We start from the raw sequence: 22,763 nt of genomic DNA, 5'->3' as shown, positions 1-22,763 counted from the left end.
GACCAGCGTCCAGTTACCAGGGAGACCGCCATGCCGATTGTCCGAGCCGTCCGGAGCGCTGCCGCCCGGAGAGTCGCCGTCCGCCTGGGTGCGGTCGCACTTGCCGGGAGCCTGCTGGCCGCCTGTGACTCCGCTGCACCGGCGGGAGGCGAAATCACCCTGACCGTCGACCTGTTCGGCTCGTTCGGCTACCAGGAAGCCGGCCTCTACGCCGAGTACGAGAAGCTCCACCCGAACATCAGGATCAAGCAGACCGACACCGAGGACGAGCAGGACTACTGGAAGTCGCTCCAGACCAGACTCGCGGGCGGCGCGGGTCTGGCCGACGTACAGGCCATCGAGGTGGGACGGATCGCCTCCGTCACCCAGGAGCAGGCGGACCGCTTCGAAGACCTGAACAAGTTCGGTGCGGCGGCACTGAAGAGCGCCTTCGCCGACGCCAAGTGGTCGGCCGCCACCACCAAGGACGGCAAGGTGCTGGGCCTGGGGACGGACGTCGGCCCCGAGGCCATGTGCTACCGCACCGACCTGCTCCGCGCGGCCGGCCTCCCCACCGACCGCGAGGTCCTCGCCCAGAAGTGGTCCACCTGGCAGGGCTACCTCGACCTGGGACGCCAGTACAAGCAGCACGCCCCCGCCAAGACGGCCTGGCTGGACAGCGTCGGCAGCCTGTACGCGGTGATGACCGGCCAGGCCGCCGAGCGGTACTACGACAGCACCGGAAAGCTGGTCTACGAGAGCAACCCGGCCGTCCGGACCGCCTGGGACACCTCGGTCACGGCAGCCGCGGACGGCCTCAGCGCCGAACTCGACCAGTGGTCACCGCCGTGGAACCAGGCCTTCGCCGCCGGCTCCTTCGCCACCATCCCCTGCCCCGCCTGGATGCTCGGCTACATCAAGGGCCAGGCCGGCGATGCCGGCCGGGGCAAGTGGGACGTGGCCCGGCTGCCCGGCAGCGCCGGCAACTGGGGCGGTTCGTACCTCGCCGTACCGCGCGCCGCCCGCCACAAGCAGGAGGCCTACGAGCTCATCCGCTGGCTGACCGCGCCCGAGCAGCAGGCCAGACTCTTCCGCGAGCAGGGCCAGTTCCCGTCGGCGGTCGCGGCCATCGCCGAGGTCTCGGACGCCAAGGACCCCTACTTCTCCGACGCGCCCATCGGCCGGATCTTCGGCGACGCCGCCAAGGCCGCACCCGTCCAGGTGCTCGGCGTCGACGACAAGACGATCGCCGATCAGATCACCAATGCGCTCAGCGAGGTCGAACGCAAGGGCACGTCATCGAAGGACGCCTGGGAGACGGCCCGGCGGGGAGTGAAGAACGCCACCGGCTGAGCCGTGGCCCCGGCCGGGGGAGCGGACCCGGGAACCGGGCCCCCTCCCACCGGGCGCCCGGGGCCCTCCCGGCCGGGCACCCGGTCCGGTTCCCGGCCCCCGCTCCCGGCCCGCCGGCCACCCGGTCCGGTTCCCGGCCCCCGCTCCCGGCCCGCCGGCCACCCGGTCCGGTTCCCGGCCCCCGCTCCCGGCCCGCCGGCCGGGCCCCGCCCGCTTAGGCTCCCGGCTCGGCTCCGGGCCCGGCCCGTCGGGCACCCGGCCTGCCGGGCGCCCGGGCCGGTTCCCGACCCCCGCTCCGGGCCGGCCCCCGCTCCGGCCCCGCGCGCCGGCCCTCGCCGGGCCCGGCTCCGCCCGCCCCGCCGGCCCTCGGCCGCTCACACCGCCCCCGCCCCCGCCCCGCCGTCACGTCCCGAAGGGCGCCGCACCATGACCCGTACCGACACCACAGCAGCACCACCGCGGGCCCGGCCGGCCCGGGCACCCCGCCCACCCCGCCGCCGGCCGCTCCGGCAGGCAGTCTCCCCGTACACCTACCTCGTCCCCTTCTTCACCCTCTTCGCCGCCTTCGGGATCTTCCCGCTCCTCTACACGGCCTTCGTCTCCGTCCACCGCGTCGAACTCCAGACCCCCGGAACCATGGAATGGCGCGGATTCGGCAACTACACCGCCGTGTTCACGGACCCGTTCTTCTGGACCGCGCTGCGCAACACCTTCACCATCGGAGTCCTCTCCACCGTCCCCCAGCTCGCCATGGCCCTGGCCCTGGCGCACTTCCTCAACCACCGGCTGCGCGGGCGGACCTTCTTCCGGACCGCCATGCTGCTCCCGTACGCCACTTCCGTGGCCGCGGCCACCCTGGTCTTCGCCCAGCTCTACGGCCGCGACTTCGGCCTCGTCAACCAGTTCCTGGGCCTGATCGGCATCGGGCCGGTGGACTGGCAGACCGGCACCACCGCCTCGCAGATCGCCGTGTCCTCGATCGTGATCTGGCGCTGGACCGGCTACAACGCCCTGATCTACCTGGCCGGCATGCAGACCATCCCGGCCGAGCTGTACGAGGCGGCCGAGATGGACGGGGCCTCACCGTGGCAGCAGTTCCGCCATGTCACGCTCCCCGGCCTGCGGCCCACGATCGTCTTCACCACCGTGGTCTCCACCATCGGTGCCACCCAGCTCTTCGGCGAGCCCCTGCTCTTCGAAGGCTCCGTCTCAGGGGGCATCTCGCACCAGTACCAGACCCTCGGCCTCTACCTCTACGAACAGGGCTGGGGCTTCTTCCACCTGGGGCGGGCCGCCGCCATCGCCTGGGTGATGTTCCTGCTGATCCTGTTGCTGGTCGGCGCCAACGCCCTGGCGGCGGCCCGGCGTTCCCGCAAGGAGGCGGCACGATGACCGCTCGCGTACGGCGGCCGGGCCGGCTTGCGTACGGCGTCCTGATCCTCGCCGTACTGGTCTCGGCCTTCCCGCTCTACTGGACGGCCGTCGCCGCCAGCCGCTCCAACGCCGACCTCGCCCGGGTACCCCCGTCGCTGCTGCCCGGACCCCACCTGATGGACAACTTCCGCCAGGTGCTGGCGGAGGCCGATATCGGCAAGGCGCTGCTGAACTCCCTGATCGTGTCCGGGTCCATCACCGTCGGCACCGTACTCTGCTCCACCCTCGCCGGCTTCGCCTTCGCCAAACTCCGCTTCCGCGGACGCGGACTGCTGCTGTCCCTCACCGTCGCCACCATGATGATCCCGCCGCAGCTCGGGGTGATCCCGCTGTTCATGCTGATCGCCCGGCTCCACTGGGTGAACCAGCTGCAGGCGGTCATCCTGCCCGGACTCGTCTCCGCCTTCGGGGTCTTCTTCATGCGGCAGTTCCTGGCCCAGTCGCTGCCGGACGAGCTGATCGAGGCGGCCCGTATCGACGGCGCCTCCACCCGGCGGATCTTCTGGTCGATCGTCGTGCCGGTCGCGAGGCCCGCGATGGCCGTGCTCGGCCTGCTCACCTTCATGACCGCATGGAACGACTTCTTCTGGCCGGTGGTGGCCCTCTCCTCGCAGGAACCGACCGTCCAGGTCGCGCTGCGGCAGCTCGGCGGGGGCTATGTCCACGACCAGTCAGTGATCATGGCCGGCACCCTGCTCGGCACCTTGCCCGTGCTGCTCGTCTTCGGACTGCTGGGCCGCCAGATCGTCGGCGGCATCATGCAGGGCGCGGTCAAGGGCTGAGCCCCGCGATGCGCTCCGCACCGGCCGTGACCCGGGCCCCGCCATGTGCCGAGCCCCGCCCTTGGGCTGAGCCTCGGCATTCGACTGGGCCTCGCCCTGGGCTGACCCTCGCCCTTGGACCGGGCCCCGCCCCGGGCCGGCCTCGGCGTGGGCGTGCGGCCCGCCATGGGCCGGGCCCATCACGGGCTGGGCGTCGCCCCGGCCTGCCGTTCCCGCTGTTCCGTGCCACCTCCCACCGCCCGCGGAGCGCCACGCGCGCCGCGGCCCCGACCCCCTGGAGCCGTCCTGATGACCACACCCGCCCCCGCCCCCGCCCCCGCGGTCATGGCCTTCCCCGCGGGATTCCGCTGGGGTACCGCCACCGCCGCCTACCAGATCGAAGGAGCCGCCGACGAGGACGGACGCACCCCGTCCATCTGGGACACCTTCAGCAGGACCCCGGGCAAGGTCCGCAACGGAGACACCGGTGACATCGCCGCCGACCACTACCACCGGATGTCCGAGGACATAGCCCTGCTCAGCTCCCTCGGTGTCACCGACTACCGGTTCTCCGTGGCCTGGCCCCGGATCCAGCCCACCGGCCGCGGACCCGCCGTCCAGAAGGGGCTCGACTTCTACCGGCGGCTCGTCGACGAGCTCCGGGACGCCGGCATCCGGCCCGTCGCCACCCTCTACCACTGGGACCTGCCGCAGGAGCTGGAGACCGCGGGCGGCTGGCCGCGGCGCGAAACGGCCGAGCGGTTCGCGGAGTTCGCCTCGCTCACGGCCGAGGCGCTCGGCGACCGGGTGGCGACCTGGACCACCCTCAACGAGCCCTGGTGCGTGGCCTTCCTCGGATACGCCGCCGGAGTGCACGCCCCCGGCCTGACCAGCCCGGTGGCCGCCCTGCGGGCCGCCCACCACCTCAACCTCGCCCACGGACGGGCCGTCCAGGCACTGCGCGCCGCCCTCCCGGCGGAGAGCGAGGTCTCCCTCACCCTCAACCTCCACAGCCTGCGCCTGCGCACGGACTCCGCCGCCGACCGGGAGGCGGCCCGCCGGATCGACGCCCTGGGCAACCGGCTCTTCCTCGACCCGGTCTTCCACGGCCGGCTGCCCGGGGACCTGGTCCGCGACACCGCCTCGGTCACCGACTGGTCCTTCGTCGAGGACGGCGACCTGGCGGTGGCCTCCACCCCCGTCGATTCGCTGGGCGTCAACTACTACGCCCCGGCCACGGTCGAGGCCGGCCGGTCCGAAGCCCCCTCGCCCTGGCCCACGACGGAGCCCCACGTCGGCTTCCCCAGGACCCCCGGTCCCCGGACCGCCATGGACTGGCCGGTCGACGCACAAGGCCTGTACGAGCTGCTGAGCCGGCTGCGCGACGAGCTGCCGGGGGTCCCGCTCCTGGTCACCGAGAACGGTGCGGCCTACGAGGACTACGCGGACCCGGAGGGCCGGGTCCGCGACCCCGAGCGGGTGGCGTACCTGCACGGCCATCTCGCCGCGGTCCACCGGGCGATCGCGGACGGGGCAGATGTCCGCGGATACTTCCTCTGGTCCCTGCTGGACAACTTCGAGTGGGCGTACGGGTACAGCAAGCGGTTCGGCATCGTGCACGTCGATTTCGCGACCCAGCGGCGGACCCCGAAGGACAGCGCGCGCTGGTACGCCGCCGTCATCGCCCGCGGTGGCCTGCCCGGCTGACGTGCCGTCCGCCCCCTGCCTCGGCAGGTGCATTCGGAAAGGCGCGTTCGGAAGGTGAATGCACGGGCCCCCGGTGCCGAATTCCGGCTTCACCTCTTGCCTGGAGGCGGCGAGGGGAGCAGAGTAGCCGCGCACCCTTCTGAGAGCGCTCTCAGCCCATCCCCCCACCCCCGAGAGAGGGTTCTGATGAGAGACACACCCTTAGGACGCGGGATCCTGCGGCGCGCAGCCCTCGCCATGGCCGCACTGCTCGTACCGGCCGCCGCCGTGTTCGTCTCCCTGCCCGCCAACGCCTCCATACCGGCCGACCCGCCGGGCTGGACCGCCGTCTTCCAGGACGACTTCAACGGCCCGGCCGGCTCCGGAGTGAACACCGCCGACTGGCAGTACACCACCGGCACCAGCTACCCCGGCGGGCCCGCCAACTTCGGCACCGGCGAGATCGAGACCATGACCTCCAGCACCGCGAACGTCTCGCTCGACGGGGCCGGCCATCTGCGGATCACCCCGCTGCGGGACGCGGCCGGCCAGTGGACCTCGGGCCGCATCGAGACCCGGCGCTCCGACTTCCAGCCCCCGGCGGGCGGCGCGCTGCGCGTGGAGGCGCGGATCCGGATGCCCGATGTCACGGGCCCGGCGGCCAGGGGCTACTGGCCGGCGTTCTGGATGCTCGGCGCACCCTACCGGGGCAACTGGTGGAACTGGCCGGGCATCGGCGAGCTCGACATCCTGGAGAACGTCCAGGGCATCAACCAGGTCTGGGCCACCATGCACTGCGGCACCAGCCCCGGCGGACCCTGCAACGAGACCTCGGGCATCGGCGGCCACCGGGTCTGCGCCCCGGTCTCCTGCCAGGCGGGCTTCCACACCTACGCCGTCGAGTGGGACAAGGGCGTCAGCCCGCAGGAGATGCGCTTCTACCTGGACGGCGGGCAGTTCCACACCGTACGGGAGAACCAGGTCGACGCCGCCACCTGGGCGGCGGCCACCAACCACGGCTACTTCCTCATCCTGAACGTGGCCATGGGCGGCGGGTTCGTCGACGCCTTCGGCGGCGGACCGGACGCGGGCACCCAGCCCGGCCGGCCGATGGTCGTCGACTACGTCTCCGTATGGCAGCGCGGCGGAGGCGGCCCCACGACCCCGCCGACCACACCCCCGCCGACCACACCCCCGCCGGGCAACCGGGACGCGTACTCCGCCATCCAGGCCGAGTCGTACGACGGCCAGGCCGGGTTGAGCACCGAGACCACCACCGACACCGGCGGCGGCCAGAACGTGGGCAGTGCCGCCAACGGCGACTGGGCCCTGTTCAAGGGGGTCGACTTCGGCGCCACCCCGGCGACCCAGTTCCACGCCCGGGTGGCGAGCGGTGCGGCCGGCGGAGTCAGCGGACTGGTGGAGGTACGCCTCGACAGCCGCAGCAACGCCCCCGTCGGCAGCTTCGCCGTCGCAGGCACCGGCGGCTGGCAGAGCTGGCGGACCATTCCGGCGAACATCTCCGCCGTCACCGGCACCCACGATGTGTACCTGACCTTCACCAGCGGCCAGCCCGCCGACTTCGTGAACGTCAACTGGTTTGACTTCGGGCACTGATGACCGCCCGGGGGCGGGCGCGCCCGGCGCCCGCCCCCGGGCGAACCCTCTGCCGAACCCCCTTGCAAGGCCCTCGACTCCGGCGTTGTCAGTGCCGCCCGTTACTGTGCAGATCAACTGATCATGCGGGGAAGCGGAGGGGCCGTGCAGCACCTGGAAAACGTCGGCGAGACTTCGACGGGCAGGGACGAGGACGTCCTTGTCCTGCCGGCGGCCTGGAAGCGGAACCTGCTGCCCCGGCGCGGCGGTACGCCCCGCGCAGTCACCGTCGACAGCCAGGCGGTCGGCCGCACGCAGGAGTGGCTCGCCGCCGACGCGGAGTACGTGGAGCGCACGCTCGCGGAGCCGAGCAGCGACCGCGAGCTCGTCGAGGCCGCCCGCGCCCACCAGGACGGCACCGCCCCCGGCCCGCTCGGTGCCGCGGTCCTGGCTGCGGTCGCCCGCCCCAGGGACGACCGCGGCGGCCGGGGCTCCTACGCAGATGCCTGGACCCGGCAGTTCGGCGCGGCCTTCGCCGCCCGCGCCACCGTGGAACTGGGCGAGCTGAGCGCCGAGTACACCGACCAGGGCGGCGGGGCCGTTTCGCGGATCGTCCGGCGCGCCGAGAACCACTCCGCCTGGCAGACGGTCGGCAACCCGGCGGCGGCGCGGATGCGTGTCCTGCTGGCGGCGGCCGACGAGGACGCCTACCGGGAGGCCGTGGCCGGGCTCGCCGATCACCGCCACAGTCCGCGCCGCCGTGTCACCGTCTCCTTCCTCGTCCCCACCGAGCAGCACTGGGTGGACGAGTGCTGCGCCGACCCGGCCACCCGCAACCACCCGGTCCACGAGGTCCGGGCCATGCTGGTGAGCTCGCTCGGCACCGCCGGGCAGGCGGACCTGCTGAACTCCGGTGGGCGCGGGTACAGCCTCGGCTGGCGCGGCTGGAGCGCTGCCGTGGTCGCCACCGCGGCCGAGGGTCTCGGCAGTGCCCTGGCCCCGCTGCTGGAGTCCACGATGACGGACTACTCCCACGACGCGGACACGATCAGGGCGCTCTGCGAGGCCCTGGCCGAACTGCCGGGGGACGAGGCCCTCGGCTTCCTCCTGACCCGCATCGACCACCGGTCCGCCCGCGGCGCCCTGATGAACGCCCTCCGCAACTTCCCCGTACGGGGCCTGCGGATGCTCGCGCAGCTCAGCCAGGACGCGGGTCCGGCCGGGCACTCGGCCCGGCGGCTGCTGGAGACCCATGTCGCCGCCCACCGGGAACTGGCCCTGGCCGTCCTGCCGGACCTGCCCGCCGAGGCCGCCGAGGTGGTCGGCCCGCTGGCCCACCGGGATGCCCGGCTGCCGGAGGCCCCCATGGAGAGCCTGCCGCCGCTGCTGGTCAGCCCGCCGTGGACGGGCAAGCGCAAGACGGTCAAGCCCAAGGTGGTGAGCGGGGTCACCGCACCGGCCGGAGTCCGCGTCAGCTGGCAGCCCGGCGAGCGGGAGGAGTGGGCCGGCGCCGAATCCGCCGTCACCGGCTGGGCCCTGGACGGCGACCTGGAGAAGCAGCTGGAGGAGCAGCGCAACGGCACCCTCAACGCCTGGCAGGCCCTCACCCTCTTCACCAAGGGCCCCGCCGAGCTGGTCCGGCCGCTGCTCACGGAGTGGGACGGACCGTCCTGGTCCTACGACGGGCCGGACACCTTCCGGCCGGTGATCGCCGCCCACGAGGAGGCCGCGTTCCGCCTGGCGAGGTCCATGGCGAGCACCCACCCGGCCACCATGGGCGGGCTGCTGATGCCCTTCCTGGAGCAGGGCGTCGTCCGGCGCCTCGCGGACTGGCTGGTCCGGCTCAAGGCCGCCGGCCGCACCGCCCACGCCTACTTCGTCCGGCACGGCGCCGACGCCGCCCGCCTGCTGGTCCCCGACGCCGTCGGCCGCACCGGCCCGATGCGCACCGCGGCCGAGACCGCGCTCACCGTGATCGCCTCCGCACACGGCCCCGAACCGGTCCTGGCAGCCGCTCGGGAGTACGGCCCGGAGGCCGCCTCCGTCATCGAAACCCTGCTCTCCGCCGATCCGTTGGAGGCCGCCCTGCCGAACCGGCTGCCCGTGGTCGGCGCCTGGGTGGAGCCCCACGCCCTGCCCCAGATCAAGCTGGTCACCGGCGAGGCCCTGCCGGCGGAGGCCACCCGGCACCTCCTGATGATGCTCGCGCTGTCGAAGCCGGACGCCGCCTACCCGGGCATCGCCGAGGTCCGGCCGCTGTTCGACGCCGCATCCCTGACGGAGTTCGCCTGGGCCCTGTTCGAGGAATGGCGGCTGGCCGGAATGCCCGCCAAGGAAGCCTGGACCCTGCACGCCCTCGGCTACCTCGGCGACGACGAGACCGTCCACCGGCTCACCCCGCTGATCCGCCGCTGGCCCGGCGCCGGCGCCCACCAGCGGGCGGTGGACGGCCTCGACGTGCTGGCCGCCATCGGCAGCGACACCGCGCTGCTGAGCCTGCACGGCATCGCCCAGCGGGTGAAGTTCAAGGCCCTCAAGGCCCGGGCGGCCCAGAAGATCGACGAGGTGGCGGGGGTCCTCGGGTTGAGTGGGGAGCAGCTGTCGGACCGGCTGGTGCCCGATTTCGGGCTGGACGCCCAGGGCAGCACGGTCGTCGACTACGGACCCCGGCGGTTCACGGTCGGCTTCGACGAGCAGCTCAAGCCGTATGTCCTCGACGAGGCCGGCAAGCGCCTCAAGGACCTCCCCAAGCCCGGCGTCAAGGACGACGCGGAGCAGGCGCCCGCCGAGCGCAAGCGGTTCGCCGCACTGAAGAAGGACGTCCGGACGGTCGCCGCCGACCAGGTGCGCCGCCTCGAGGACGCGATGACCACCCAGCGCACCTGGACGGGGGCCGAGTTCCGGCAGCTGTTTGTCGAACACCCCCTGGTGTGGCACCTGGCGCGCCGCCTGGTCTGGCTGGCCGGGGACGACGCCACCGCCCCGGCCACCGCCTTCCGGGTCGCCGAGGACCGTACGTACGCGGACGTGACGGACGAGACCGTCACCGTCGCCGCGGACGCCGTCGTCCGCCTCGCCCACCCGCTGCACCTGGGCGACACCCTGCCCGCCTGGTCGGAACTGTTCGCCGACTACGAGATCCTGCAGCCCTTCCGGCAGCTGGGGCGGCCGGTGGCGGTACCGACCGAGGAGGAGGCGGCCGGGTACCGGCTGACCCGCTTCGAGGGCATCACCGTGCCCGTCGGCCGGCTGCTGGGACTGACCAAGCGCGGCTGGGAGCGGGGCGTACCGCAGGACGCCGGCGTCGAACGGTGGATCTCGCGGCGGCTGGGCCCCAAGGTGTACCTGGTGATCGCCCTGGACATGGGCATCGCCGTCGGCATGGTCAACGAGTTCCCCGACCAGAAGCTCGACACGGTGTGGCTGGACACCCACCCCGGGGACCACTGGTCGCGCGGCGAATACCGCCTGAAGTTCGGGGACCTGGACCCGGTGACGGCCTCCGAGGTGCTCACCGACCTCGCGGAGCTGACAGCATGACCAACCGGCACCAGGACCACGACCACCGGGGCGCGGCCGGCTCGGCCGTGACGGACGAGGCCCTGCAACGCCCGCCCGCCGAGGTCCGGTACGCGGCGGAGCTCGCCGCGCTGCGGGCCGACGACGCCGACCCCCGGCCGCCCGGCTGGCAGCTGAGCCTGCGCGCCGCCCGCCGGTTCATCACCGGGGACCCGGAAACCGGCATCGGCCGGAAGTTCGTGGGGGACACCGCCCTGGTGGAGCGGGCGCTGGTGACCCTGGCGACCAACCGCGGCCTGATGCTCGTCGGCGAGCCCGGCACCGCCAAGTCCCTGCTGTCGGAGCTGATCGCCGCGGCGGTCAGCGGGGACTCCACCCTGGTGGTGCAGGGCGGCGCCGCCACCACCGAGGACCAGATCAAGTACTCCTGGAACTACGCTCTGCTGGTCTCCGAAGGCCCCTCCACGCGCTCCCTGGTGCCCGCCCCGATGCTGCGGGGCATGCGCGACGGGCTGCTGGTGCGGTTCGAGGAGATCACCCGCTGCCCGCTGGAGGTCCAGGACTCGCTGCTGTCCCTGCTCTCCGAAAGGGTGGTGGCCATCCCCGAACTGGCCGGGGCCGAGGGCATGGCCTTCGCCCGGCAGGGGTTCAACGTCATCGCCACCGCCAACACCCGGGATCGCGGGGTCAACGAGATGAGCGCCGCCCTCAAGCGCCGCTTCACCTTCGAGACCGTCTTCCCCATCGCCGACCTCGACACCGAGCTCGCGCTGGTGGAGACCGAGGCGAAGGCGCTGCTGGCGCGCTCCGGGGTGCCGGTGGCACCCGACCGGGACGTGCTGGAGGTGCTTGTCACCACCTTCCGCGAGCTGCGGTCCGGCGTCGGCCACGACGGTGCCGGCCTGGACCGGCTCTCGGCCGTGATGAGCACGGCCGAGGCCGTCTCGGTCGCCCACGCGGTGGGCGTGCGCGGCTGGTTCCTGCGCGGCGAGGCCGGCAGCGCCGCCGACGTGGTGACCTGCCTGGCGGGCACCGCGGCCAAGGACAACCCGGAGGACCTGGCCCGGCTGCGCCGCTACCTGGAACAGCGGGTGGCCCGCCGCAGCGGCGCAGGCTGGCGGGAGCTCCACCAAGCCCGCCATCTGCTGGCGCACTGATGCCGGTCACGTTCCTGGGCGTCCGCCACCACTCGCCGGCCTGCGCCCGCCTGGTCTCCCGGACGATCGCCGAACTGCGGCCGGCCCTGGTGCTGATCGAAGGGCCGGCCGACCTGAACGGCCGGCTGGACGAACTGCTGCTCGGCCACGAGCTGCCCATCGCCGTGTTCAGCCACTACCGGGACGCGGAGCGTTCGGCCACCTCCTGGACCCCGCTGTGCGACTACTCCCCGGAGTGGACCGCGCTCACCGAGGGGCGGGCGGCGGGCGCGCAGGTGCACTTCATCGACCTGCCCGCCTGGCACCCGGCGTTCGCCGAGCGCACCAACCGGTACGCGGACGCCGAAGCCCGGTACGAGGAGGCGACCGCACGGCTGTGCGCCCGCTTCGGGGTCGACTCCGTCGACGCGCTCTGGGACCGCATGGCCGAGTCCGCCGGCCCGGAGGCCGACGAGGGCCTCGCAGACCGCCTGGCGGCGTACTTCGACCTGGTCCGCGGGGACACGGAGGCCGACGCGGCCGACCGCGCCCGCGAGGCGTACATGGCCCGCTGGATCCGCGCGGCCGAGGCCACCGCCGGCGACCGCCCGGTCCTGGTGGTCACGGGCGGCTTCCACCGCCCCGCCCTGATGAACCTGACCGGCCCGGCCCCGGCGAACGCCGGCGCGGTCGGCGCCGGTCCTGGGTACCCGGGGTCGTGCGACCCCCGCCCGGGGGACCCCGGTGCGGCTGCCGCCCTGTCGGCGGAGCCCGGCCCGGCGGGCGCCGGCCCGGCGGGGCCTCGGCCGGCGGGAGCAGGGTGGCCGGAGGTGCCCGTGGTGCCCGATGGGGCGCTTGCCGGGAGTTTTCTGGTGCCGTATTCCTTCCGGCAGTTGGACGCCTTCGCCGGCTACCAGGCCGGGATGCCCTCGCCGGGCTACCACCAGCGGCTCTGGGAGGACGGGCCGCAGGCGGCGGGGGAGGAGCTGGTCCGGGGGATCGTCCGGCGGCTGCGCGACCGCGGGCGGCCGGTGACCACCCCCGCCCTGATCGCCGCCCAGGCCGCCGCCCAGGCGCTGGCCGGCCTGCGCGGCCGGCCCCGCCCGGGCCGGCTGGACCTGCTGGACGGCCTGGCCGGCGCCCTGATCGACGAGGCCCTGGACGAGCCGCTGCCCTGGACCCGGCGCGGCCCGCTCCGCCCCGGCACCCATCCCGTCCTCGTCGAGATGGTCGCGGCCGGCTGCGGCGACCGGGTGGGGCGGCTGCACCCGGACACCCCGGCACCCCCGCTGGTCCACGACGTGGCCGCCCGCCTCGTCGCCCTGGGCCTGGACGGCGGGGCCGCTCCCGTCACCCTGCGCCTGACCGACCCCCCGGACCTGGAGCGCAGCCGGCTCCTGCACCGGCTGCGCGTCCTGGCCGTCCCCGGCCACACCCGGGTGGCCGGCCCCGAGCACGGCGCCGACCCGGAGCTCACCGAGCGCTGGACACCGCACACCGGGGCCGCGCGCGAGGCCGCCCTGATCGAGGCGGGCAGTTACGGCGCCACCCTGGAGGAAGCCGCGGCCGTCGCCCTCGGCGAGCGGATGCGGGCCGCGGCCGGCGAACCCGCCGCCCTGGCCGGGGTGCTGTTCGACTCCGTGGTGTGCGGCACCACCGCACTGGCCGGGCCGCTGCTCACCGCCCTCACGGCCGGCCTGGAGCAGGCCGCCGACCCCGGCCCGCTCGGCGTCGCCCTGCACACCTCACTCGGCCTGTGGCGGCACGACCGGATCTACGGCGTCGCCGGGGACCCGCTGCTCGCAGCCTTCGTCGACGCTGCCGTCGGCCGGGTGCTGTGGCTGGTCGAAGGGGTGCACGGCACGGCGGACGCCGACCTGGGGCGGCTGCGTGCACTGGCCGCCGTACGGGACGCAGTCCTGCACGCCGGTCCACTGCTCTCACTGTCCCGGCAGGCGGTGCTGGAGGCGGCCGGCCGGATCGCTGCGGATCCGGCGGCCCCCGCCGATCTGCGCGGGGCCGCCTTCGGCCTGTGCCGCTCCCTCGGCCCCGGCCCCGGCCCCGGGTCCGGGTCCGGATCGAGCGGTGACCGTACGGCCGCCGCCGCGGTACGGGCGGTGGCCGCCGACACCTCCGCCCTCGGCGACTGGCTCGCCGGGCTGTTCGTCCTGGCCCGTGAGGAACTGACCGGCCCGGTCCGGGACTCCGGCGCCGACCGGCTGATCGACGTGCTCGACGAGCTGGTCACCGCCCTCCCGGAGGGCGAGTTCCTGGGCGGACTGCCCGCGCTGCGCCAGGCGTTCGCCTTCTTCCCGCCCCGGGAGCGCGAGCAGATCGCCCGGGAACTGATCGAGCGCCGCGGCCTGCGGGGCTCCGCGCGCTCGCTGCTGCGCACCACCGCGGACCCGCTGCTGATCGCGCAGGCCCGCCGACTGGAGGACACCGTGGGACAGCTGCTGGACCGGTACGGCCTGACGGCCGCTCCGGACACCGCCACGGAGGCCGCCACGGACACCGCCACGGAGGCCGGCCGATGACCGGGGCGCCCGCGCCCGACCCCGGCCTGGAACGCTGGCGGCTGATCCTGGGCCGGCCCGCCGAGCAGTGCACCGGCCCGCTCCACGACCGGGCCGCCGCCCGCGACGCCGCCCTGGACTGGCTGTACGGGCGCGACCCGGAGCAGGCCGAACGCGGCATCCGGCGGGACCGGACCGGCGGGGACGGGGCCTCCCCGGTCACCCCCGTGGACTGGCTCGAGGACATCCACCGGCTGTTCCCCCGGGAGACCATCGAGCGGCTGGAGCGGGACGCCGTCGAACGGTACGAGATCCACGAGATCGTCACCGACCCGGCAGTACTGGAGCGGATCGAGCCCAGCCCCACCCTGCTGCGCGCCGTGCTCCGTACCAAGCACCTGATGAACCCGGAGGTGCTGCGGCTGGCCCGGCGCCTGGTGGAGACCGTGGTCCGGCAACTGCTGGAGCGACTGGCCCCGGAGATCCGGCGGTCCTTCACCGGCACCCGCTCGCGCCGCCCGAGCCGGCTGGCCCAGGCCCGTGACTTCGACTTCCACGGCACCGTCCGGGCCAACCTGGCCCACTACCGGCCGGCCGACCGGAAGCTGCTCATCGAGCGGCCCCGGTTCCATGCGCGGACCCGGCCGCACCTGGAGCAGTGGCAGCTGATCCTGCTGGTCGACCAGTCCGGCTCGATGGCCGGCTCGGTGATCCACTCGGCGGTCACCGCCGCCGCCCTGTGGGGCCTGCCGGGCCTGAAGACCCATCTGGTCGCCTTCGACACCGCCGTGGTGGACCTCACCGGAGAGGTGGACGATCCGGTGGAGGTGCTGATGCGGGTGCAGCTGGGCGGGGGCACCGACATCGCCCGCGCCGTCGACTACGCGGCGGGCCTGGTCGACAACCCGCGGCGGGCCATCGTCGCGCTGGTCACCGACTTCTACGAGGGCGGGGACCCGTACCGGCTGGTCCGGACCGTACGGGCGCTGGCCGAGCAGGGCACCACGGTGCTGGGGCTGGCCGCGCTCGACGAGGAGGCCGTACCCGCGTACGACCGGGAGCTGGCGCAGCGGCTGGCAGACGCGGGCGCCCACGTGGGCGCCATGACTCCGGGCGCCCTGGCGGCGTTCGTCGCGGAGAGGCTGGGCCGGTGAAGCGTCCGGATCTGCTGGCGCTGGACGCGGACACCCTGGCCGCCCTTGCCAACCGGGGCCTGGTCAAGCGGGCCGCGAAGGAACTCGACGGCGGTGCGGGAGCGGTACCGGAGCTGGCCGCGGACGCCACGCTGACCGGGCGGTTCCCCGACGGCACCGAGACCGTCCTGCCCCCGGGCACCGGCCTGGACGGCGGCAGCTGCACCTGCGGAGCGCCGGGCCTCTGCCGCCACCTGGTGGGCCTGGTCCTGTCCTACCAGCACCACCACACGTCCCCGGCTGACGCCCAGGACCACGCCCAGGTTCCCGCCCCGGCCCCGGACCCCGAGGCCGAGTCCGGGACGGCCGGGTCCGGGACGGCCGGGTCCGGGACCGGCGGGGCCGGGCATCCGGCGGGGTTGCCGTGGTCGCCCGCCGATGTGGGGGACGAGGCGCTGACCGTGGCCGTCGGAGCACGGGCGCTGGCTGCCGCGCGGCGGACGCTGCGCCGGGGCTATACCGCCCGCCTGCACCACCCGACGGCCGCCGAACCCGTCCCACGCGCCGAACTGGCCACCTGCACCGTGCGGTTCCCGGTCCCCGGCGCACTCGGGTACGCCCTCACCGACACCGCCGACGACCGCCGGGGCGAGGCCATCGCCCTCGCGGTCTGGGCGTTCCGCGCGGCAGCCGCGGCAAGCCCGGCCGATCCGAGCGTCCAGCTCCGGGTCGGCGGCGCCGCCGGGCCCGCCCTGGCCCGGGCCCGTACGGCACTGGCAGCCGCCCTCGACCTGGCCGAGGAACTGCTGCTGGACGGTGCGGCGCACGCCGGCCCGGTGCTGGACGCGGCCCTGCGCGGGGCCCGCGACACCCTGGCCGCGCACGGGCTGCACTGGCCGGCCGACGCACTGGACGAGCTGACCGGGCTGCTGGCCGACTACACCGCCCGCGGCGCCCGTTACCGGCCCGAACGCCATGCCCACCTCATCGCCGAACTCCACGCCCGCCACCGCGCGGCCCTGCACGAGGGCGCCACCCCGGCCTCCCCGGTCCTGGGCACCGGCGAGCCGGGCAGCACCCCGTTGCGCCGGGTCCGGCTGACCGCCCTGGGCTGCCGGATCTCCGGCGGAGCCCGGGAACGTACCGCCCAGGTGTACTTCGCGCACGGCGGCGCCGGGGTCGCCCTGGTGCTGAACCGCCGCTGGGAGCTGCCCCCGGACGGCCCCCGGCCCGTCGGGCACGAGCTGGCCGGCCGCCGTATCGCCGGGGCCCCGCTCGCGGCACTGGCCGCCGCCAACGTGGTCAGCGAGAACGCCTCCCGTACGGCAGGCGGCACCGTCACCCTGGGCACCGGCCGACTCGCCGGCACCGGCGTCACGCCGGTCGGCTCCGCCTGGGCCGAGCTGCCCGAGCCGCTGCTGGTCCGCGATTTCGCCGCCCACACCGAACGGCTGCGCCGGCTGCCGCCGCCGCTGATCCGCCCTCGGGTGGCGGCCGACGCGGTCCGGGTGGTGGCCGTCCACGCGGTGGAGGACCTGGGCTACCACCCGGCGGAACAGCGGCTGGAGGCCACCGTCCGGGATGCGCACGGCTGCCCGGCGACCCTGGCCGCGCCCTACAACCCGTACGGACCGGGCGGGCTGGACGCGCTCGCCGCGGCACTGGAGCCGGGCGACGGCGGGGTCCGGCTCGTCAGCGCCTTCGTGCGCGCCGCCCCGCGCGGCGGACTGCTGATCGATCCGATCGCCGTACTGACCCCCGGCGGTGTGGTCGTGCCCGACCTGGCGGCCGGCTCCGGCAGCCAGGACCCGGGCCCGGCCGGCCCGCCGCCCGCGGGCCCGATCGCGGATGCGCTGGGAGCCGCCCTGGCCGCCCTCGCCCTGGCGGCCCACCGAGGACTGCGCCACCTCGGCGCGGGGGAGCGGGACCGGCTGGCGGAGTCGGCGGCGGCACTGGCCCGGACCGGCCTGAGCACCGCCGCCGGGCGGATCCGGGCCCTGCTCCGGGCGCTCGCCGGGGACACCCACCGGGCCGCGGCCACGGCATGGGTGGACGCCCAGCTGTACGTCCTGACCGCGGCCGAACTGTCCGATCAGGACGCGGCCGGCGGGGCCCCGGAGCGCCGGGCCCGGTAGCCGACGAAGGGGCCGGGCTCGTCCCGGGGAGGGGGCGGGCCCGCTGTGCAGGCCCGCCGGTCCGCCGGTCCGGTGCTCAGGCGCGCGGCGCGCGCCAGCGCCAGAACTGGTCGGTCCAGGGCCCGTGCTCCTCGACCTCGATCAGGGTCTCCAGGTCCTGGGCGCCTTCGCGCGGCGAGATGACCAGGTTGGGCTTGGACGGGCAGGCGATGACGAAGTCGGCCTGGGCGGGGTCGGCGTGGATGATCAGCCACTGCTGGCTGTCGTCGTCATCGTCGCGCTGGGCGAAGGTGACGGCGGTGTGGTGCCTGGTGTTCGTGAGGGTCAGGCAGCGGTTGTAGCCGGCGTTCTTGATGCGGACCAGGTGCTTGTTGCCCTCCGTCGAGATGGGGAGGATCTCCCACATCGCGGTCTTCTTGGAGGTGACCGGGGCCTCGCGCCACAGCCGGACCTGGAGATCGGAGTCGGCGTTGCCGCAGGGGGGTGATGTACCGGCCGCTGACCGAATGGACGATCAGCTGGGCTCCTTTGGGAACGGGCTTGGTGACCACGGGTGATCCTTTCCGGGAGAGGGCAGCCGCGGGCCGGGAACCCGTGGCACGGATCCCGGCGGCTGCCGCACCCGCCCACCTGACCACAGGCGGGGCCGGACCCCGGGTGTGAAATCGTTTCTGCGGTGAACATGACCACCCGGCCCGGGCGAGCCGGAGCCACGGCCGGTGGGCCGCAGATCCGTTCGAAACCCTCTGGCAGACTGTGCGCCTGACGGTCTGTCGGGTTCAGGCCGGGCGGCGTAGGCCGACGACTAGGGGGCGGGGCATGAGCGGGCGGGGGACCGTGCTCGGGGGGCGCTACACGCTGACCGAGCGCATCGGGGGCGGGGGCATGGGAACCGTCTGGCGGGCGGACGACGAGGTGCTGGCGCGTCAGGTCGCCGTCAAGCTCCTGCACCCGGCACTGCTGGAGGACGGCGCGTTCGCCACCCGCTTCCGGCGCGAGGCCCAGCTCCTCGCCGCACTCAGCCACCCCGGCATCGTGGACGTCCACGACTACGCGGAGACCGGCGGCGAGGACGAGAGCGATGCGGACCGCGTCGCGTACATCGTGATGGAACTCATCGACGGGCAGCCGCTCGACGGGGTGCTCGCCGAAAGCGGGCCCATGCCGGCCGAGCGGGCGCTCGGCATCCTCGCCCAGGCGCTCGATGCCCTGCACGCCGCGCACTGGCGGGAGATCGTGCACCGCGACCTCAAGCCCTCGAACCTGATGCTCCGCGCCGACGGACAGGTGGCGGTCACCGATTTCGGGATCGCGCGTGCCCTGACCAGCACCAAGATCACCGCTTCCCACGAGCTGCTCGGCACCGCGCTCTACATGGCGCCCGAGCAGGCCGAGGGCAAGGCCCCGGCCCCGGCCGGCGACCTCTACTCGATCGGTGTCGTCTGCTACGAACTGCTCACCGGGGAACGGCCGTTCACCGGGGAGAGCGTCCTCGAAGTGGCGCTCAAGCACATCCGGGAGCCCGCCCCGGAGCTGCCGGACCGGTTCCCCGCGCCGGTGCGCGAGTTCGTCGCCACCGCACTGGCCAAGGAGCCCGGGGACCGCTTCGCGGACGCCGCTGCGATGGCCGCCGCGGCACGTGCGGCCGTAACCGCCGGCGCCGCCGTCGGCTCGGCTTCGGTCGCCCCCGTACGGAAGGACGCCGGCGCGCCCGAACCGGCCGCTGCCCCCGAGCCCCAGGTCGTGGCGCCGGTCGTGGCCGCGGTCGCCCCGGCCCGGGCCGAGGCCCCGCGGCGGTCGCGGCGCGCCATCTGGGTGCCCATCGTCATCCCGGTGGTCATCACCGCCGGAGCGAGCACGGTCCTGCTCATCGACCGGACCCCCTACGGGGCCGAGGCGAAGACACCCGGCCCCGGGCAGTCCATCGCGGCCCCCGCCGTGGGCGGCGCCGGCGCGCCCCCGGCAGGGCAGCCGGCATCCCCGCCGTCCTCCGGGGCGTCACCGGCCGGAACGGCACCGACTCCCGCACCCGGCGCCCTCCCGCCCGGCACCGGGAATCAGCCGGTGGACCAGGGGCCCGGCGGGGCGGTCGGCGGAGCGGCCGGCGGCACGGGCACAGGCACGGGCGCAGGCGCCGGCGGCGCGGGCGGCCAGGGCGCCACCCCGCCGGCCGGCGCCACGCCCCCCGCCGCGCCGCCCGCCGCCAAGCCCACCCCCGCCGCCCCCGCTCCCAAGCCCGCAAAGCCCCAGGGCTGCGGCGGCACGAACTGGGGCTACATCGTCAATGTCGGCGACGGACTCAAGCTCGGCCTGGCCAAGGACGGCCTGGCCGGCGGTACCGCCGTCGTCATGGGCGGGGCGACCGCCTACGGCTGGGTGCACACGGTCCCGAGCAGCTGGCACGCGTTCAACCCGTGCAATATGGACAGCCCGGCGCTGGTCCAGGAAACGGACGGCAGGGTCACCCTGTCGAGCGGCTTCAGCTTCCTGCACAACTGGACCGTGACCGCCGCGAGCCGGCCGGGCGCCTTCTACCTCAAGGACTACATGGGCCAGCAGTGCCTCACCGACAACGGCGCCGGCCGGCAGGTCACCATGAAGGCCTGCACCCCCGGCAACGCGGCCCAGGAGTGGAAGATCCCCTGAGCCCCGGGCCGAGAGGCCGGGGGCCGGTACGGTGCCGCGCCCCGGACCGGCGACAATGGGCCCATGACCGAGATCCTCACCCCCCGCCTCCTGCTGCGCCCGTGGCAGGAGGACGACCTGTTGCCGATGGCCGAGATCAACGCCGATCCGGCGGTGATGCAGTGGATCGGCGACGGATCGGTGCTCGATCTCGAGCAGACCTCCGACGCGCTGGAGCGCTGGGAGGAGGAATGGGACGACGAGGGCTTCGGACTCTTCGCCGTGGAACTGCTCGGCTCGGGTGAGCTGATCGGCTTCACCGGTTTGTCCGTACCGCACTTCCTGCCCGAGGTGCTGCCGGCCGTGGAGGCCGGATGGCGGCTGGGGCGCCAGTTCTGGGGCCAGGGATACGCCTCCGAGGCGGCCCAGGCCGTACTGGAATGGGGCCTTCAGGACCGTGGCCTGGAGCATGTGATCAGCATCAGCCGGGTGGGCAACAAGGCGTCGGAGAACGTCGCGCACAAGCTCGGTATGACCCTGGAACGTGAGACGACCCACCCGGAGTACGGAACGCCGCTGAACGTCTTCGGCATCGACCTGACCGAATACGTGGGCTGACCGGCTGACTGCGGGGTGTGTCCCCGCGGGCCCCACCGGTCCTCGCGCGCCTCGGGAGGATAGTCGGTGCGGGCGGCCGGAGCCCCGGCCGCCCGCAGGACGAGGCGACGGGCGGGAGAGCGGCCGATGGTGAAGCAGGCAGTGACGGTGTGCGCGGTGGCGGCTGCCCTGTTGCTCGGGCCGGCCGGGACGGCCGGCTGGGCGTCGGGTGACGGTGACGGCGACCGCCGGGGCCGCCCCGCCACGGCCCGGGACGGTTTCGACGGGCCCGTCTCCCACCCGGTCGGAGTCGTGGTCACCACCTCGCCCCTCCTCGTACGCGCCCGGCCATCGCTGCACTCCGAGGTCGTCAAGAGCCTCCAGCCCCACCAGCGGCTGCTGCTCAAGTGCCAGACCCGCGGCACCTGGGTGGACGGCAACCCCGTCTGGTACCGGCTCTACGGCATCCACGGCTGGGTATCGGCCCGCTACGTCCACAACCACCAGCTCGTCGCCCCCTGCTGACCCCGTGATGACGAACAAGCGCTACGAGCTGCTCTTCCCCGAAGGCCCCGGCGAGGGCACCGGCGAGGGCTCCGACACCGCCGGGGACACCGTGGAGGTCTCCGACACCGGCCAGAAGGGCCCTGGTGGCCATCCCGTCTACGCCGATGCCACCGGCATCGTCCGGGCGGAGATCAGCGACCGCGGCGAGGTCCGCATGCTCCCGTCGGGCGGCGGCCAGCAACCGGTCCAGGGCGTCCGCGCCCGCCCGCTCCCCGACGCCTAGCCTGCCGAAATCCGCTGGCATCCGGCGAGTTCACCGTGGTTCCCTCAGCGCGTGAACCACCTGATGAAGCCGGACACCGTCGTCGCCCTGCTCGCCGAGCCCACCCGGCTGCGGGTCTTCTCCGCGGTCGTCCTCGGGGCCTCTTCGCTGCCCGCCGCGGCCGAGGCCGCCGGGGTCTCCGCCAGGGAGGCGGCCGGAGCACTGCGCCGACTGCGGGCCGGCGGCCTGGTCACCGGGACCGACGGACGGCTCGCCGCGCACACCGGGCAGTTCCGGGGCATCGCGCGCGACCACCGCGCCCCGGCGGAGCCCGAGCGCCACGGCTACGCCGACGAGCAGGTCGAAACCCTGCTGCGCACCTTCGTACGGGACGGCCGGCTGATGCGGCTGCCCGCCCAGTGGGGCCGTCGCCGGGTGGTGCTCCAGCACCTGACGTACCGTACTTTCGCCACCGGCATCAGCTACGACGAGCGCACCGTCAACGAAAAGCTGAAGGCCTGGTGCGAAGGCTCCGGCACCGACCATGTGACGGTCCGCCGCTACCTCGTGGACCTCTGCCTGCTGGGCCGCGAGGCCGGCCGCTACTGGCTGCGTACGGACATCCAGCCCGCCCTGTAGCGGGCGTGCAGCGCGCCGTCCACCCCAACCGGGACCGGGACCCGATAGTGGGGCGATGAGCAACGGGCCGGAGGCGGCAGCACAGGACGGGGCAGGAGCGGCCGGTGCGGGTGGCACCGCCTGGTCGGGGCGGGCCGGCGCGCAGTCCTTCGCGGCCGTGGAGGCGGCCACCGACTGGCTGCTCGGCTACCCCTTCGTCTTCCGGGCCCTGTCCCGGCGGATCGGCGCCGGCCAGGTCCTGGTGGACTACGGCTGCGGGCCGGGCAAGGTCGCCGGCCATGCCGCCCGGCTGCTGGGAGCGCGGGTGTTGGGCGTGGACACCTCACCCGAGATGCTCGCGCTGGCCCGCAGCGCCGGCACCGCGGTGGCGGAGTACCACCTGGTCCGGGACGGCCGGGCGGCCTGCCTGCCCGACGGGTGCGCGGACGCGGTGATGTGCAACCACGTCCTCGCCTCGCTGCCGACCGGGGAAGCGGTCCACGGGGTGCTCACCGAGATCCGCCGGCTGCTGCGCCCCGGCGCCCCGCTGGTGCTGCTGGCCACCGACCCCGGCTGCACCGGCACCGAGTACGCCACCCTGCGGATCGGCGAGCCGGGTGCGGTGTACGGGCCGGGGGAGCCCTTCACCGTACGGCTGCGCCGCACCGACGGGTCCTGGGCGGAGATGCGCAACCACGCATGGCCCGTGGACCGGTTGCCCGGGCTGCTGGAGGACGCCGGGTTCGGGGAGGTCGCCGGGCACCGGCCGTCCGTCGACGAGGCACTCGTCCTCGCCGACCCCGACCTCGTCCGCAGCCGCCCGTGGACGGCCGAGCGCACCCGGCCGCCCCTGGTGGTCATCACCGCCACGGCGGCCTGACCACCGGACCCGCACCAGACCGTGGC

At 74.5% G+C, this 22,763-nt stretch carries 17 protein-coding genes; 16 read left to right on the top strand and 1 reads right to left on the bottom strand.

Going from position 1 to position 22,763, the window contains the following annotated elements:
• The first annotated feature begins 30 nt into the window (after positions 1-30).
• The 10 genes from DEJ50_RS01590 (at position 31) to DEJ50_RS35125 (ending at position 17,248) form a co-directional block, all read left to right on the top strand.
• Positions 31-1,332 carry an ABC transporter substrate-binding protein gene (locus DEJ50_RS01590; protein WP_150205619.1) on the top strand — a complete coding sequence of 434 codons (1,302 nt, stop codon included), beginning with the start codon at positions 31-33 and terminating at the stop codon, positions 1,330-1,332.
• 426 nt (positions 1,333-1,758) lie between these two features.
• Positions 1,759-2,724, top strand: a complete 966-nt coding sequence (locus DEJ50_RS01585; protein WP_150205618.1) for a carbohydrate ABC transporter permease — start codon at positions 1,759-1,761, stop codon at positions 2,722-2,724.
• Positions 2,721-3,548: a carbohydrate ABC transporter permease gene (locus DEJ50_RS01580; protein WP_150205617.1), complete on the top strand. Its 828-nt coding sequence runs from the start codon at positions 2,721-2,723 to the stop codon at positions 3,546-3,548. Before DEJ50_RS01585 ends, DEJ50_RS01580 begins: the two co-directional genes overlap by 4 nt.
• Positions 3,549-3,836: 288 nt before the next feature.
• The gene (locus DEJ50_RS01575) at positions 3,837-5,234 is read left to right on the top strand and encodes a GH1 family beta-glucosidase (protein WP_150205616.1); all 1,398 of its coding nucleotides are present in this window, start codon (positions 3,837-3,839) and stop codon (positions 5,232-5,234) included.
• Positions 5,235-5,420: 186 nt separating this feature from the next.
• Positions 5,421-6,830: a glycoside hydrolase family 16 protein gene (locus DEJ50_RS01570; RefSeq protein ID WP_150205615.1), complete on the top strand. Its 1,410-nt coding sequence runs from the start codon at positions 5,421-5,423 to the stop codon at positions 6,828-6,830.
• Between the two features lie 144 nt (positions 6,831-6,974).
• Positions 6,975-10,349 (top strand): DUF4132 domain-containing protein, encoded by a 3,375-nt coding sequence (locus tag DEJ50_RS01565; protein ID WP_223837520.1) that lies wholly within the window; start codon positions 6,975-6,977, stop codon positions 10,347-10,349.
• A complete protein-coding gene (locus DEJ50_RS01560) occupies positions 10,346-11,485 on the top strand; it encodes an ATP-binding protein (RefSeq protein WP_150205613.1) in 1,140 nt (379 codons plus the stop codon). The genes DEJ50_RS01565 and DEJ50_RS01560 overlap by 4 nt, the downstream gene beginning before the upstream one ends.
• On the top strand, positions 11,485-14,001 hold the full coding sequence (locus DEJ50_RS34360) for a DUF5682 family protein (protein WP_223837519.1): 2,517 nt from the start codon (positions 11,485-11,487) through the stop codon (positions 13,999-14,001). The genes DEJ50_RS01560 and DEJ50_RS34360 overlap by 1 nt, the downstream gene beginning before the upstream one ends.
• Positions 13,998-15,134, top strand: coding sequence for a VWA domain-containing protein (locus DEJ50_RS01550; protein ID WP_150205612.1), 1,137 nt, complete (start codon positions 13,998-14,000; stop codon positions 15,132-15,134). Before DEJ50_RS34360 ends, DEJ50_RS01550 begins: the two co-directional genes overlap by 4 nt.
• Positions 15,131-17,248: a hypothetical protein gene (locus DEJ50_RS35125; protein ID WP_190344204.1), complete on the top strand. Its 2,118-nt coding sequence runs from the start codon at positions 15,131-15,133 to the stop codon at positions 17,246-17,248. Before DEJ50_RS01550 ends, DEJ50_RS35125 begins: the two co-directional genes overlap by 4 nt.
• A gap of 76 nt (positions 17,249-17,324) precedes the next feature.
• Here DEJ50_RS35125 and DEJ50_RS01540 read toward each other — a convergent pair whose 3' ends face one another.
• The gene (locus DEJ50_RS01540) at positions 17,325-17,654 is read right to left on the bottom strand and encodes an RICIN domain-containing protein (protein ID WP_150205611.1); all 330 of its coding nucleotides are present in this window, start codon (positions 17,652-17,654) and stop codon (positions 17,325-17,327) included.
• A 413-nt stretch (positions 17,655-18,067) separates the two neighbouring features.
• On the opposite strand from DEJ50_RS01540, the gene DEJ50_RS01535 reads away from it, so the two are divergent.
• The 6 genes from DEJ50_RS01535 (at position 18,068) to DEJ50_RS01510 (ending at position 22,737) form a co-directional block, all read left to right on the top strand.
• On the top strand, positions 18,068-19,894 hold the full coding sequence (locus DEJ50_RS01535; protein WP_150205610.1) for a serine/threonine-protein kinase: 1,827 nt from the start codon (positions 18,068-18,070) through the stop codon (positions 19,892-19,894).
• Between the two features lie 63 nt (positions 19,895-19,957).
• Positions 19,958-20,491, top strand: a complete 534-nt coding sequence (locus tag DEJ50_RS01530) for a GNAT family N-acetyltransferase (protein WP_150205609.1) — start codon at positions 19,958-19,960, stop codon at positions 20,489-20,491.
• Positions 20,492-20,617: 126 nt separating this feature from the next.
• Positions 20,618-20,995, top strand: a complete 378-nt coding sequence (locus DEJ50_RS01525) for an SH3 domain-containing protein (RefSeq protein WP_150205608.1) — start codon at positions 20,618-20,620, stop codon at positions 20,993-20,995.
• Positions 20,996-21,002: 7 nt separating this feature from the next.
• Positions 21,003-21,260: a DUF6296 family protein gene (locus DEJ50_RS01520; protein ID WP_150211812.1), complete on the top strand. Its 258-nt coding sequence runs from the start codon at positions 21,003-21,005 to the stop codon at positions 21,258-21,260.
• Positions 21,261-21,311: 51 nt separating this feature from the next.
• Positions 21,312-21,878: a DUF2087 domain-containing protein gene (locus DEJ50_RS01515; protein WP_223837518.1), complete on the top strand. Its 567-nt coding sequence runs from the start codon at positions 21,312-21,314 to the stop codon at positions 21,876-21,878.
• A 55-nt stretch (positions 21,879-21,933) separates the two neighbouring features.
• Positions 21,934-22,737 carry a class I SAM-dependent methyltransferase gene (locus tag DEJ50_RS01510; protein ID WP_150205607.1) on the top strand — a complete coding sequence of 268 codons (804 nt, stop codon included), beginning with the start codon at positions 21,934-21,936 and terminating at the stop codon, positions 22,735-22,737.
• Positions 22,738-22,763 lie beyond the last annotated feature (26 nt).

Origin of the sequence: Streptomyces venezuelae (genome assembly GCF_008642295.1) — a bacterium.
GTDB classification, from domain to species: domain Bacteria; phylum Actinomycetota; class Actinomycetes; order Streptomycetales; family Streptomycetaceae; genus Streptomyces; species Streptomyces venezuelae_C.
The sequence above is the reverse complement of the archived record's forward strand: the minus strand, read 5'-3'. Positions and strand labels throughout refer to the sequence as shown.

Excerpts from the sequence above, each read along its gene's own strand:
- DEJ50_RS01590 (WP_150205619.1), top strand. The coding sequence starts at position 31 with ATGCCGATTGTCCGAGCCGTCCGGAGCGCTGCCGCCCGGAGAGTCGCC.
- DEJ50_RS01585 (WP_150205618.1), top strand. The coding sequence starts at position 1,759 with ATGACCCGTACCGACACCACAGCAGCACCACCGCGGGCCCGGCCGGCC.
- DEJ50_RS01580 (WP_150205617.1), top strand. The coding sequence starts at position 2,721 with ATGACCGCTCGCGTACGGCGGCCGGGCCGGCTTGCGTACGGCGTCCTG.
- DEJ50_RS01575 (WP_150205616.1), top strand. The coding sequence starts at position 3,837 with ATGACCACACCCGCCCCCGCCCCCGCCCCCGCGGTCATGGCCTTCCCC.
- DEJ50_RS01570 (WP_150205615.1), top strand. The coding sequence starts at position 5,421 with ATGAGAGACACACCCTTAGGACGCGGGATCCTGCGGCGCGCAGCCCTC.
- DEJ50_RS01560 (WP_150205613.1), top strand. The coding sequence starts at position 10,346 with ATGACCAACCGGCACCAGGACCACGACCACCGGGGCGCGGCCGGCTCG.
- DEJ50_RS34360 (WP_223837519.1), top strand. The coding sequence starts at position 11,485 with ATGCCGGTCACGTTCCTGGGCGTCCGCCACCACTCGCCGGCCTGCGCC.
- DEJ50_RS01550 (WP_150205612.1), top strand. The coding sequence starts at position 13,998 with ATGACCGGGGCGCCCGCGCCCGACCCCGGCCTGGAACGCTGGCGGCTG.
- DEJ50_RS01540 (WP_150205611.1), bottom strand. The coding sequence starts at position 17,654 with ATGTGGGAGATCCTCCCCATCTCGACGGAGGGCAACAAGCACCTGGTC.
- DEJ50_RS01535 (WP_150205610.1), top strand. The coding sequence starts at position 18,068 with ATGAGCGGGCGGGGGACCGTGCTCGGGGGGCGCTACACGCTGACCGAG.
- DEJ50_RS01530 (WP_150205609.1), top strand. The coding sequence starts at position 19,958 with ATGACCGAGATCCTCACCCCCCGCCTCCTGCTGCGCCCGTGGCAGGAG.
- DEJ50_RS01525 (WP_150205608.1), top strand. The coding sequence starts at position 20,618 with ATGGTGAAGCAGGCAGTGACGGTGTGCGCGGTGGCGGCTGCCCTGTTG.
- DEJ50_RS01520 (WP_150211812.1), top strand. The coding sequence starts at position 21,003 with ATGACGAACAAGCGCTACGAGCTGCTCTTCCCCGAAGGCCCCGGCGAG.
- DEJ50_RS01510 (WP_150205607.1), top strand. The coding sequence starts at position 21,934 with ATGAGCAACGGGCCGGAGGCGGCAGCACAGGACGGGGCAGGAGCGGCC.